7 protein-coding genes and 2 pseudogenes are annotated in these 13,169 nt (G+C 61.6%); 8 read left to right on the top strand and 1 reads right to left on the bottom strand.

Annotated features, from left to right (window positions below; all coding sequences use genetic code 11):
- Nucleotides 1-100 (bottom strand): annotated as a pseudogene (locus tag VGG53_RS12770) (IS6 family transposase); the annotation flags it as partial.
- 684 nt (nt 101-784) lie between these two features.
- Here VGG53_RS12770 and VGG53_RS12775 point away from each other — a divergent pair.
- The 8 genes and pseudogenes from VGG53_RS12775 to VGG53_RS12810 form a co-directional block, all read left to right on the top strand.
- A complete protein-coding gene (locus VGG53_RS12775; RefSeq protein ID WP_331518425.1) occupies nt 785-1,444 on the top strand; it encodes a phytanoyl-CoA dioxygenase family protein in 660 nt (219 codons plus the stop codon).
- Nucleotides 1,445-1,457: 13 nt separating this feature from the next.
- Nucleotides 1,458-2,054 (top strand): DUF6309 family protein, encoded by a 597-nt coding sequence (locus VGG53_RS12780; RefSeq protein WP_331518426.1) that lies wholly within the window; start codon nt 1,458-1,460, stop codon nt 2,052-2,054.
- An 8-nt stretch (nt 2,055-2,062) separates the two neighbouring features.
- Nucleotides 2,063-6,280: an amino acid adenylation domain-containing protein gene (locus tag VGG53_RS12785; protein WP_331518431.1), complete on the top strand. Its 4,218-nt coding sequence runs from the start codon at nt 2,063-2,065 to the stop codon at nt 6,278-6,280.
- A gap of 36 nt (nt 6,281-6,316) precedes the next feature.
- The gene (locus VGG53_RS12790) at nt 6,317-7,573 is read left to right on the top strand and encodes an aspartate aminotransferase family protein (RefSeq protein WP_331518427.1); all 1,257 of its coding nucleotides are present in this window, start codon (nt 6,317-6,319) and stop codon (nt 7,571-7,573) included.
- Nucleotides 7,574-7,610: 37 nt separating this feature from the next.
- Nucleotides 7,611-8,468 (top strand): TauD/TfdA family dioxygenase, encoded by an 858-nt coding sequence (locus VGG53_RS12795; RefSeq protein WP_331518428.1) that lies wholly within the window; start codon nt 7,611-7,613, stop codon nt 8,466-8,468.
- On the top strand, nt 8,465-9,232 hold the full coding sequence (locus VGG53_RS12800) for an SDR family oxidoreductase (protein WP_331518429.1): 768 nt from the start codon (nt 8,465-8,467) through the stop codon (nt 9,230-9,232). Before VGG53_RS12795 ends, VGG53_RS12800 begins: the two co-directional genes overlap by 4 nt.
- Nucleotides 9,233-9,375: 143 nt before the next feature.
- On the top strand, nt 9,376-12,915 hold the full coding sequence (gene car / locus VGG53_RS12805) for a carboxylic acid reductase (RefSeq protein ID WP_331518430.1): 3,540 nt from the start codon (nt 9,376-9,378) through the stop codon (nt 12,913-12,915).
- A gap of 154 nt (nt 12,916-13,069) precedes the next feature.
- A pseudogene (locus VGG53_RS12810) lies at nt 13,070-13,169 on the top strand (IS6 family transposase); the annotation flags it as partial.

Here is a 13,169-nt window from a genome sequence, read left to right on the forward strand (position 1 = left end):
GGAAGCTGAGCGGGAAACGGTAGTACAGCCAGACACAGTGGTTGATGATCTCCGCCGGAAACCGGAACCCCTTGTACGACGGCGCACCGGTGCCCACCAGCCCAGCCCCCTCGACCCTCCACACAGACACCGATCATCCCAACCGCCAGGCCGCCTCCCAAGTTGACGATGCCGTTTCACAGCGGTCCCTGTCTCGAGTCGGGTCGACTTGGCGGTCGCCCAACACCTAGCTCACGGCACGCATCAGGCGGGGGATCGCTCGTCAAGTTCCACGACGTCCGGGACAACCTCGTTACGACGAGGTCCTTTGTGCATAGTTTGGGTACAGTGCGTTACCTCGAAAGCCTCAGCGCGTTACTGATTGTCATGGCCCTGCTCACGATCCTGTGCCCCTTGGATTGGTGTCTACGATGGCCTGGCCAAAGCTGGCAGACGGAGGGAGCCTAGGCGGGTTCTAACCGGCTTGTGTTCGCCGTCAGGCTGGCAGGTCTGATCGTAATCTTTATCGGCCAGATAGGCTGGGCGGTGAAGGTAGTGCTGCGCCCATTATGCCGAATTGGTCTACGGTTCTCCGACTTCTGAAATGGCCTGCTGCGTCATCAGCCGACGACCCGAATCATCGTATTCGAAAGAGGTGTGGTGCTTGACGCGGCAGCTTCTTGACCAAAGCAGTGAGACTGTCTCCGCGCGAAGGAAACAGTTCGCGGACTTGGGATATCTCGTTCTTCGTGGTCTCTTACCCGAGCCTCTGCTGCACCGGCTCGTGCCCGAGGTAGACTGCTGGGTGGATGAGGGACTGCGCGCTCGTTCGATAGCTTGCTGCGTTGATCCGCTCACCCAGGGCCGGCCCCCAATACTGGAGTTGGAGTTGCAAGGTCATGGGGAGTTAATCACTTATCCGCCGTTGATGCATGTGCTCGCAGATCTTATGGGTACCCAGTTTGTTTTTCACCACCTACACAGCGACAGGCAAGGTCCCGGGGTCGAGGGCAAGCCATGGCATCACGATTACGAGCCCAACGAACGCGCGGATCGGTCGCTGTTGATGATCCATATGTTGCACTATCTTGGTGGCCTGGATGAAACGATGGGAAGCCTGGTGGTTCTGCCTGGTTCTCACCGCCAGCTGGTCGACAAGTGTGCGCGTGCCCATCTCGGTACGGCTGAGCTGGAGGGCGAGGTTGTGATCGACCACCTGCCAGTTGGCTCCACTGTGTTGATCCATTCAGCGTTGTTCCACGCCCGCAGACCCTCCCCACCTGGGTTTGGCCGACCGCGTTATTTCGTTGATGCGTCGTATTGCCAGATAGGAGCGCGCTGGCGACCCGTCAAGCCGTATTGGCGACACATGCTCGCCAGAGCGCGAGCGCTCAATATCGGCGACGGACAGTGGCCGGAGCTGTTCGCGGACCGGCACTTCACCGAGTACACCGCAAGGGTCTAAGGAGAGCATCGGCATGAAGATTGTCGGATCGGTTGCCTTCACCGAGGTCCGGCAGACCTATCTACGAGATCATCCCGTTGAGCGGGCGCACCAAGCAAACACCAACCGCGATGGAGTGGAGAACCTAGAGCGTGCTCAACTCCTGTTCGGTAGCTGGTTCAGGGTCCGACTGTCCCGAGTGGAGGTTCTCGACGTCGTTCTGCCGTGGCACCTTAGCGAAGGCGGCGAGTATGAACTCGTTCCGCGGTCTGGGCTGACGGTGGGACAGACCGTAGAGCGCCTTCGATCGGGTTGGGCGAGAATTGTTAAAGCGAACCCGGTGTGCACGGCAAAGATCGAATTTTTGCAACGGTCGCCGCTCACCACGGTTTATCTCAGTACTCAGCCGATGCCGCATGGGGATTACGCGGATCTCCGCATTAGAAATGGTCTTTTTCACGTTGACGGTTTGCATCGCATGCTCGCGTGGGAATTGGGCCAGCGCTTACCACGCGAGGAGCGGTTGGAGGCATTCATCGCTGGTCATATTCGTGATCTGCGGGTACTTGACGCGAAAAATAAAGCAGACGTCGAGACGCAGCACGTGCAGACTGCGTGTCAGCAGACGTGACAGGCCTGATGCGACCGAGCCTCTCATTGCCGGATTTGTTGACATGTAATGCGCTGGCTTATCCGTACCGACTCGCCGTGACCGACAATGTCCGCGCGTTTGATTACCGAACACTTCACGTCGTGGCTGGCCATCTTGCTGACCGCCTGCGTGAGGTTGGTATTGGTCGTGGAGATCGGGTGGCCGTCCTGGGACCCAGAGATGCCCGGTTATTCGTGCTGATTTACGGTATTTTGCGCTCAGGGGGCGCTGCAGTCGCGATCGACCCGGACTGGAGCATGTCGGACGTGCACCGGCGCCTCAACGCTGTCGACACCTGTTACGCGCTTACCACCGACCCGGCGATCCGCGCGCCCGGGCCGTATTGCACCGAGGCTATCGATGTCGACGCGCTAGCCGCGGCAGACCTTCCCAACCTACCTGTCGCGGTCTCTTCCTTGGCCACCGATCTGGCTTACCTTTCCTTCACTTCAGGTTCGGGCGGAGAGCCGAAGGCAGTGGCGGTGACCCACGCGAATGCGATGCACTACGCAGAGTCGCTGCGCTGTCGACTCGGGTTCACCGACGCCGATGCGTTGTGCATTGCACACGTCACCACGCTGGCCGCCGACCTCGGCCATACTTCCTGGCTTCTTGCGCTGGCCACGGCCGGTTCGGTGCACGTTATACCTGATCATCAAACGCGCGACTGTGAGGCCTTCTGGGCGTCGATACGCAGCGCCGGAGTTTCGGTGCTAAAGACGACCCCCTCACACCTGGCGGCACTGCTGGAAGGTCGGCCTGCTGCGGCTCTTGGCTTACATACGGTGATCCTCGGTGGCGAAACACTGTCACGGTCGTTTGCCGCCAAGCTGCTCGACAAGGGTGTCACACAGCGGGTAGTCAATCACTACGGCCCAACCGAAACGACGGTCGGCGCCACCTGTTTTATCGCCTCGGCGCCCAACGATTTGCCCAGCGACGAGACGACGGTGCCTATCGGTACTGCGATCGGCGAAGTAGGACTGCGACTGCTGGACTGCGCCGGACGGCCGGTTCCCGCCGGTGCGGAAGGCGAACTTTTCATTGCGGGTCAGGGCGTCACCGGCGGCTATTTCGGCCGGCCCTCCGAGACCGCACGTCGCTTTATTCGGCACGATGGCAAGCGCATGTACCAAACGGGCGATGTGTGTCGTCGTCGACCCGACGGCAACTTCGTCTTCGTAGGCCGATCCGACCGTCAAGTCAAGATACGAGGCTTCCGTGTCAATCCCGCCGAGGTTGAGCGGGTAATCGAAGAATTGCCGAGCATTAGGCAGGCTGCGGTAATCGTGCGAGACATCCCAACGGGCCGTCAATTACTGGCCGCCGTACGATTAGCGATCGGGCATGGCGAGGAAGAGACGATTGATGCGCTCCGCTCGCATTTGCACGATCGGCTTCCCGGGTACTCAGTTCCTCGACCGATCTTCGCGCTGCCGGATTTCCCGATTGGTTCGAACGGGAAACTTGACCTCGAGCGCCTTAGCGAGATCATGCAGGGGATTGTCGAAACTCAAGCACAACAGAAGGGTCCCAGGCGGGTCGTCGCATCGGACGGGATCGAGACTACACTAGTTCACGCTATTGCAGAGCTGTGGGCAGAAGCACTCGATCTTCCTTTCATCGATGTACATGCCGACGTTTTTGATCTAGGCGGGGACTCGATCCTGGTGATGCAAACAATCGCGTTCTTGCGCCGGGCCGGACACTGCGCGAATTTCGAGGACCTATACAATAATCCAACGCCGATGTTGTTGGCATCCGTCGCCCAATCCATGTGTCGTGGTGCGCAACTTCCCGCCCTAAAGGCGGCCAGCGGTCGAGCACGGCGACTGGCCCCGGCGCAGCGGTGGTTGTTTCGGCAACCCGTCGACGAGTTGCGGCACTGGAACCAGTCCGTCGTTCTACAGTGCAGAGTAGCCGTAGACGCCGCCGCTTTGTCGAAGGCCGTCGAGGGCGTGCTGGCTCGCCATCAGGTGTTACGTCAACCAGTCGGCCCGGACGGTCCTGGAGATCCGCGACCTGCAGATGGGCTGCATGTGGTGACTTTCTCCTCGATCGGACCGTCGAAGGAGTCGATCGCACAAGTGATCAATGGCGTGTGCACCGAGTTGCACCGCAGCCTCAACCCGGGTGCCGGGCTCCTTCTCCGAGTACATCTGTTCGCCGGCGTCGTCGGCGTCGAGGACCGACTTGCGGTGATTGCTCACCACCTGGCCATCGACGGCCTGTCCTGGCGAATACTGCTCGATGATCTCGCCTGCTCCTATCGGGCGGCGCTGGCCGGTAGGCAGGCTGACTTGCCTCCGACGGCCGACTTTTACGAATGGGCCGCAGCGTTACCACCGTCACCCATCATCGCTGAGGCGTCCGCCTCAAGCCTTCCTGTGGATGATGTGGCCGATTGTGCTGAACCAGCGGCGCTGACTTGGGCTCTCGACGAGAGCGCCACCGCCCTGCTCGTCAAGCGCCATGGGCGAGCCCAACGACTCGAAGCGCTCCTGCTGACAGCGTTCGCCGAAGCCACCTTGAGCTGGAGCGGTCAGGTCTGTTTTGAAGTAGAGGTCGAAACCCACGGCCGCGCTTACTTGGGCGACAGCGGTAAGTACATGGACACCATCGGCTGGTTCACAGCCGTGAAATGGGTGACTGTTGATCGGTCCGAAAAGACCGACCGCGGGGACCGAACAGACGCTGGCGCCGTAGCCGCACGGATACGCGAGGTTGAACGTCGCATCCAGCATGCCCCCGAGTTGCCCATGGATGTGGCGGGTAGCCGTCCCGAGGCTGGATTCAACTTCCTTGGAACCTTCCGCGTGCCTGACGAACCGTCGTTGAACTGGTCGCTAGCCCCCGAGCAGGCCGGAACAGCACGCTGTCCCAGCGGCGATCCGCTTTACCGGCTGCGCCTAACCGCCCGCATCATCGACGGCAAGCTGGTGACCGATCTGGTGTGTGGGTGGCCGGGTCTATCTCATGACAGTGCGGATAGCATCATGGCCTCCTTCGCTCGCGACGTGGCGGCCGCAGCGGGGGCCACCGCTCCGTCGCATGCCAGGTCGATGGTGTCGACCTCTGGTCAGGTGCTGCACCCCGGTACCGGGATGTGTTTGGGCGGCTGCCGGGTGGTAAGCGAGCCAACCCGCGTGTTGCTGACCGGGGCCACCGGCTATCTCGGCAGCCACTTAGTCACCGCGTTTGTCGAAGGGGGCGCACAGGTCACCTGCTTGGTGCGCGGGGAGTGCGACGCTGACGCCGTCCGGCGCCTGGACATCAATCGCGCTGGCGTTGACGTGATCGCCGGTGACATCAACCAGGACGGCCTGGGTCTGTCCCCGACTGGCCTCGCCCGTGCTCGTGAGGCCCACGTGGTCATTCACGCCGCTGCCGACGTCCGCCTCGTGGCCTCACCCGCCGAGCTAGAGCAGACCAACAACACCGCCGTGCGGCGGCTACTGACCTGGATCGACGCTGAGACCCGCGGAGCACGTTTCCATCACGTCTCCACATTGGCCGTCGCCGGCACTATCAACGGGCCCGCCCGTCGCTTCAGCGAGGCTGACCTGTGGATCGGCCAGAGCTTCCGCACTCCCTACGAGAGGGTGAAGTTCGACGCCGAACGGACGGTCCGGTCCTGGGCGGCATTGGGCCGCCAGTGTTACATCCACCGCAGCGGTCACATCGCGGCACACAGCCGTACCGGTGCATTCCAGCGCAACATTGGTGACAATCGGATCTACCAGACTCTCCGTGGTTATGTGTTGGCCGGGACCGCACCGACAAGGCCATCTACGACATTCGAGTTCTCCTACGTCGACACGGTGGCTGCGGGCATTGCGGCGATTGCAACGTATCCGCACGCCGCTCCGGGCGTGTACCACGTCGAAACTACTCACCAGGTATCCCACGACGAGCTCGTGGAATGGATGATTCGCTATGGCTATGCAATCATTCTGACCGATGACAACACATTCGTTGCTGCAATGACCCGTGCTGAACAGGCCCATCCGACCGAAGCCCGGCTGGCCTCGGCATGGGCTCAGCTCGAGGACCGCAACATCGTCATCGACAGCTCTTACACGACCTCCGTTCTTAACCGACTCGGCGTGCATTTCACTGCGCCGACCGCACAGTGGTGGTCCTCCGCCCTCTCCTGGGCGATCAACGTCGATTTTCTTCCACTGCCCATCGCTCAGTTAGTGTGACCGACCGTGTCCCCACAACGAAGAGGGAGCAAACCCATGACTCAACTATCCCCGATACTCCGGCAGGCCACGCCTGTTATCGCCGTCAAAGGTGACGGGATTTACCTGTTTGACGCCGACAACCGGTGCTACATCGATTTCACCGCCGGAGTGGGGGTAACCAGCACAGGACACTGTCATCCTCGAGTAGTGGAAGCCGCGCAGCGCCAGGTCGGCCAATTGATTCACGGGCAGTACACGACCGTACGACACGAACCGTTGCTGACTCTTACCCAGCGTCTCGGCGAGGTGCTCCCCGACAGTCTGGACTCGCTGTTTTATGTCAACTCCGGCAGCGAAGCCGTGGAGGCGGCCCTGCGACTGACCCGTCACGCCACTGGCCGGCAAAACGTGATCGTGTTCCACGGCTCATTTCACGGCCGCACCATGGGCGCGGCGGCACTGACCACCGCGGGCACGCGCTTTCGCGCCGGCATCGGTCCGCTGATGTCTGGTGTGGCGGTGGCGCCATTCCCGTACGCATTCTGGCTCGGTATGAACGAGGAGATGGCCGTAGACCACGCTTTGCGCGGGCTCGATCACATTCTCGCCACCACCAGCGCGCCTGACGAGACCGCCGCGATGTTCGTCGAGCCAATACTGGGCGAGGGGGGTTATGTGCCCTCCCCGCCGGGTTTCCTAGCCGGTCTGCGGAAACGCGCGAACCGTCACGGGATCTTGATGGTGCTCGACGAGGTGCAAACCGGTTTCGGCCGGACCGGAAAGTTCTGGGCCCACCAGCACCACGACAACGTCGTACCAGATGTACTGATCACGGCCAAGGGACTAGCCAGCGGTTTCCCGCTCTCCGCGATCGCAGCGCCTACTGCGTTGATGCGCAAAGCCTGGCCAGGATCGCAGGGCGGGACCTACGGCGGAAACGCAGTAGCATGCGCGGCTGCGATTGCGACGCTGGATGTCATCCGCGACGAGCACCTGGTGGACAACGCCGCAAAACAGGGACGCCGACTAGTCGACGGCCTGCGCGAGGTCGCCGCCGCCACGCCGGCCATCGCCGACGTGCGCGGACTGGGGCTCATGGTAGGCAGCGAGTTTTGCCATCTTGACGGCTCCCCTGATCTCGCTACCGCGCAGCGCGCCCAGCAGGCCGCCACCGACCTCGGTCTTCTCTTGCTGACTTGCGGCGTGTACGGCAACGTCGTCCGCATGATGCCAGCGCTTGTGGTCACAGCCGAGCAAATCGACGAGGCACTGGCGCTGTGGGCAAAGGCCGTCGCCGCCGCGACGCACTGAACACCCAGCGTCGCTGATGAGGGGAACGATCCACGGTATGTCCAACGACACGGTACCCGACATCGGCTGGAACAGCGCGTATTTGGAGTCCCGGCGCGAGCTTTGGTCGATGGCGAACACTGACGAGGATCGCCAGCTTGTCTGGGCAGACTCGATGGCTAGGCGGTGGAGCCACGCCGATCGGGTGCGCAAGATGCTACGGAACTTTGTGCTAGCCAGCATCCGGGCGGTGGGTTTCGCACATGTCCGTAACCTGATAGATCCGTGTGCCCCCGACGATGACATCGTGACGAGCCTGTCATTCCTGCTGCGGGAGTTCGGGGAGGTCATAGCCCAAAACGCCGAGGGCGACCTAATCCAGATACTGCGTGACCGCGACGGCGACGGGGCTACCGAACTTGGGTTTCACTGCGACACGTGCGACCTACTCATCCTGTTGTGTCTCCAACCCGCCGTCCAGGGTGGGGGAAACACCAAACTAGCGAGTGTCAGATACGTCCACGACATCATTGAGCAAGAACGGCCGGACGCACTGACCACACTCAAAGAGCCGTGGGTATTCGACCGGACCGGCCGCGCCGGCCAGCAGATCATCGTCTCTCCGATCTTTTTCACCCAGCAGGACGGGACCATGGGCTGCTACTACCAGACCCGCACGGTACGGGCATCTACTCCGCACAGGGGCTCCTTAAGCGCGCGCCAATGGGAGGCCCTTGACGTTCTCGACAAGGTTCTTTACCGACCAGAGATCGCGTTCGGGTTGTTAATGGCACCAGGTGACCTACTGGTTATCCACAACAGCCGGGTCCTGCACGGGCGCTCACCCTTCATCGACGAAGCCGGTCCTCGATCCCGGCGCATGTTGAGGGTCTGGATGAACACGGAGGTCCTATGACCACCGGGGCGGAGGAAAACAGCAAGGTCGGCGTTGTCACCGGCGGTGGCAGCGGAATTGGAAGAGCAAGCGCATTGGCCTTGTTGCGAAACGGATGGTCGATCGTGTTGGCCGGTCGACGCAAAGAGGCGCTCGAGGAGACGGTAGCGCTCTCCGGCGCTGACCCACGGCGGGTACTGGCCGTTCCTACTGATATCAGAAATCCCGATGAGGTCATAGCCCTGTTTAGAACCATCCGGCAACACTTTGGAAGACTGGATCTGCTGTTCAATAACGCGGGTGCAGCTACCCTCCGTAGGCCGATCACGGAGGTGCCATTCGGGGACTGGAGCCAGGTAATAGATACCATCGTTACCGGCGGCTTCCTCTGTGCCCAGCAGGCCTTCCTTCTGATGCGAGAACAGTCGCCAATGGGTGGGCGGATCATCAACAATGGCGCCCCATCTGCCTATGCTCCTCGGCCGAACTCGGTCGCCTATACCGCAGCCAAGCACGCCGTTCTCGGATTAACTCGCGCCCTGTCACTAGACGGCCGAAAATACAGTATTGCCTGCGGGCAAATCGACGTTGGCAACGTGGCATCAGGAGATGGGAGGCCCCAACCGTCTGCCATGCAGGCCGACGGAACAATGGCTGTCGAGGCGACAATTCCTGTGGAGCGATTCACTGAAGCGCTATTATTCATGGCGTCGATGCCTTTGGACGCTAATGTGCAGTTCCTTACCGTTCTTCCAACGACCATGCCTTTTATTGGGAGGGGTTGACCACGCTGGTCAACATCCGTCCTGGGCGAATATCAAGCGATGCTTCCGCCGTCGTTGACTGGAAGCTCACTCAAACTATGGTAAGCTACCTGTGATAGGCTTGTGCACAATGTGACTATCTGCCACTTGAGGAGATAGTGGCCATGACGATTGGCACGGGGCCTCATGCCGAGGGCGCGGCGACCAACGCTCGCGAGGAGCGGTTGGCACGCCGCGCGGCCGAGTTGTATGCCCACGACCCGCAATTCCAGGATGCTCGCCCGCTGCGGGAGATTGCTGCTGCGCTGCAGCAACCAGGGATGCGGCTTTCGCAAATGGTGGCGACGGTAATGGAGGGCTACGCCGACCGGCCGGCGCTGGGGCAACCCGCCCGTGAATTCGTGACCGACCCGGCCACGGGTCGCACATCGGTGCATCTACTACCCCGCCTCGAAACCATCACCTACGGCGAACTGTGGGCCAGGGTCGGGGCAGTTGCCAGCGAGTGGCAACACGATCCTGAGCATCCGCTCAGTGCAGGCGATTTCGTCTGCATCCTCGGCTTCACCAGCACGGATTACACCACCATCGACCTGGGGTGCATCCGCCTAGGCGCGGTGTCGGTGCCTCTTCAGACCAGCGCGCCCGTCGCCCAGCTCTTGGCGATTATCGCCGAGACACAGCCTCGTATCCTCGCGGTCGGCATCGACTATCTAGAGACCGCCGCAGAAGCGGCGCTGGCCGGTGCCGTGCCACAACGTTTGATCGTCTTTGACTACGAGCCACACGACGACGACCAGCGCGACAAACTCGAGGCTGCGTGCCGGCACTTGGCGGGTACCCCGTTGGTCATCCACTCGCTCAACAACGTGGCCGAACGTGGGAAGGCGCTGCCCACCACGCCGTTGCACATCCCCGACACCGATGATGCACCGGTCACGTTGGTCTACACCTCCGGAAGCACCGGCACACCTAAAGGTGTGATCTACACGCAGGACATGTGGGCCACGCCATGGCTGCAATCCTCAGAGCTGCCGCTGCTTTCCCTGAATTACATGCCATCGAGCCACGGGCTCGGGCGAACCCTGTTAGCAAGGACGCTGGCCAACGGTGGGACTGGATATATCGCGGCCAAGAGCGATATGTCGACGTTGTTCGACGACTTCGCCCTGGTGCGGCCCACCGTGCTGAACCTGGTGCCGCGGGTTTGCGACATGATCTTTCAGCGCTACCAACATGAACTAGACAGGCGAGCCGTCGAATGCGCCGACCCCGACATCATCGACCACGATGTCAAGGCCGACTTGCGGCACAACTTGCTGGGCGGCCGGTTCCTTCAGGCGACCTGCCGCACCGCGCCGTTATCCGCGGAGATGACGGCGTTTATGGAATCGGTGCTAGATATGCATCTGAGCAACATCTACGGCTTCACCGAGACCGCCAGCATCATCCTGCTCGACAACCAGGTGCAGTGCCCGCCGGTCATCGACTACAAGCTCCTCGACGTTCCCGAACTGGGCTATTTCCGCACCGACAAGCCCTATCCGCGCGGTGAGCTGCTGGTTAAGGCCGAGCACATGACGCCCGGCTACTACAAGCGCCCTGATGTCACCGCCACGATTTTCGACGAGGACGGTTTCTACAAGACCAACGACGTCATGGCCGAGACCGGTCCCGACCGACTAAGCTATGTCGACCGCCGCAACTTTGTGCTGAAACTGTCGCAGGGCGAGTTTGTCGCCATCTCCCACCTGGAGGCTGTGTTCTCCAGCAGCCCGCTTATCTGGCAGATCTTCGTCTACGGGAACAGCGAACGCTCGTTCCTGCTTGCCGTGATCGTTCCGACCCCCGAGGCGCTCGAACAGGTGACGAGCGACAGCGGCACCGGGCGGTTGAGGGCCTCGATCAGTGAGTCGCTGCAAAAAATCGCCAAAGACGCTGGTCTCAACGGTTATGAGATCCCGCGTGACTTCCTGATCGAAACCGCACCGTTCAGCGAAAACAACGGCCTACTTAGCGGAACAGGCAAGCTGGCGCGGCCCGCGCTGAGGGCCCGCTACGGCGAGCGGCTGGAGCAGATATATGCCGACATCGCCGCTGAACAAGCCGACGAATTGCGCGCCCTGCGCGCGGGTGGCCGTGACGCGCCGGTGCTCGACACGCTCAGCCGGGCCACGCAGGTCACCCTAGGCCTCTCCTCGGCCGACGTGAGTCCCGATGCTCGGTTTATCGATCTGGGCGGTGATTCCCTGTCAGCGCTCAGCTTTTCGACGCTGCTCGAACAGATCTTCGGCATCCAGGTACCGGTGAGTGTGGTCGTCGATCCGACCAGTGACCTGCGGCAGCTGGCGAACTACATGCAGCAACTGCGCGGCTCGGCTTCCACGCGGCCGACATTCGCGACGGTGCACGGCCGCAACGCCTCCGAAGCACATGCCGGCGACCTGACACTGGACAAGTTCATCGCCGCACGAACGCTCAAGGATGCCAAGACGCTGCCGCGGCCGAGCGGTGCTATTCGCACCGTATTACTCACCGGGGCGACCGGTTATCTCGGACGCTTCCTCGCCCTGGAATGGCTTCAGCGGCTACCCGAATCGGGCAGCACGTTGATCTGCATCGCCCGGGGAAGCGACGCAATCGCGGCCAGAAAGCGCATCGAAAAAACCTTTGACACCGACGCTGAGCTGATCGAGCGATTCCGCAGGCTGAGTGCCGATCACCTTGAAGTAATCGCCGGCGACATCGGCGAGCCGAACTTGGGCCTGAACGAGGCCACCTGGAAACGACTCGGCGACACCGTCGACCTCATCGTGCACCCAGCTGCTCACGTCAACCACATTCTGCCCTACAGGCAACTGTTCGGCCCCAACGTCGTCGGCACCGCCGAGCTGATCCGCCTCGCGGTCACCAGCAAGCAGAAAACGGTCAACTACATCTCCACCGCTGCGGTGATCGAGCAGAGCGACGAAGTCATTAGTGAAGACGCCGATATCCGGATTGCTATCCCGGTGCGCACGATCGAAGACGCCCACGCCAACGGCTATACGATTAGCAAGTGGGCCGGCGAGGTGCTGATGAGAGAAGCCCACGACCTGTGTGATCTTCCTGTCGCGGTCTTCCGATCCAACATGATCATGGCACACAGCCGCTACGCCGGACAGCTCAACGTGCCGGATACGTTCACCCGCTTGATCTTCAGCCTCCTCACCACGGAGATCGCGCCGCATTCGTTCTACTGCGGCGACGAACCGGGGAGTCGGCCGCGGGCCCACTACGACGGATTGCCCGTCGACTTCACCGCCGAGGCGATCACCACGTTGGGCGCGCAGGCCACCGATGGGTTTCACACCTACAACGTCACCAACCCGTACGACGACGGAGTCTCCCTAGACCAGTTCGTGGACTGGCTCATCGATGCCAGGTGCCCAATTCGGCGTATCGACGATTACGATAAGTGGATGATCCGGTTCGAAACCCCACTCCGCGCATTGCCCGCAAAGCAGCGGCAGCACTCGGTGCTGCCCGTGCTGGCCGCCTACCGGCACCCCGCGAAAGCAGTGCGCGGATCGGCCGTGTCAGCTGATCGCTTCCGGGCCGCTGTCCAGGCCCTCGGTGCGGGTGCAGACCACGACATTCCTCACCTGTCTGCGGCACTGATTCGCAAGTACATCGCCGACCTGCAACAGCTCCATCTGCTCTAGGCCGAACTTGCCAGATGCGTGTAATCGGCATTGTCATCCCTGAAAGGACTGTGGGCGTCAAGCCTTGGTGTTGCCTCGGTTGGCATCGTCAACTTGGGAGGCGGCCTGGCGGCTGGGATGATCGGTGTCTGTGTGGAGGGTCGAGGGGGCTGGGCTGGTGGGCACCGGTGCGCCGTCGTACAAGGGGTTCCGGTTTCCGGCGGAGATCATCAACCACTGTGTCTGGCTGTACTACCGTTTCCCGCTCAGCTTCC

Origin of the sequence: Mycobacterium sp. (genome assembly GCF_036490025.1) — a bacterium.
Taxonomy (GTDB): Bacteria; Actinomycetota; Actinomycetes; order Mycobacteriales; family Mycobacteriaceae; genus Mycobacterium.

Coding starts and splice junctions, on each gene's coding strand:
- VGG53_RS12780 (WP_331518426.1), top strand. CDS start 1,458: ATGAAGATTGTCGGATCGGTTGCCTTCACCGAGGTCCGGCAGACCTAT.
- VGG53_RS12785 (WP_331518431.1), top strand. CDS start 2,063: ATGCGACCGAGCCTCTCATTGCCGGATTTGTTGACATGTAATGCGCTG.
- VGG53_RS12790 (WP_331518427.1), top strand. CDS start 6,317: ATGACTCAACTATCCCCGATACTCCGGCAGGCCACGCCTGTTATCGCC.
- VGG53_RS12795 (WP_331518428.1), top strand. CDS start 7,611: ATGTCCAACGACACGGTACCCGACATCGGCTGGAACAGCGCGTATTTG.
- VGG53_RS12800 (WP_331518429.1), top strand. CDS start 8,465: ATGACCACCGGGGCGGAGGAAAACAGCAAGGTCGGCGTTGTCACCGGC.
- car (WP_331518430.1), top strand. CDS start 9,376: ATGACGATTGGCACGGGGCCTCATGCCGAGGGCGCGGCGACCAACGCT.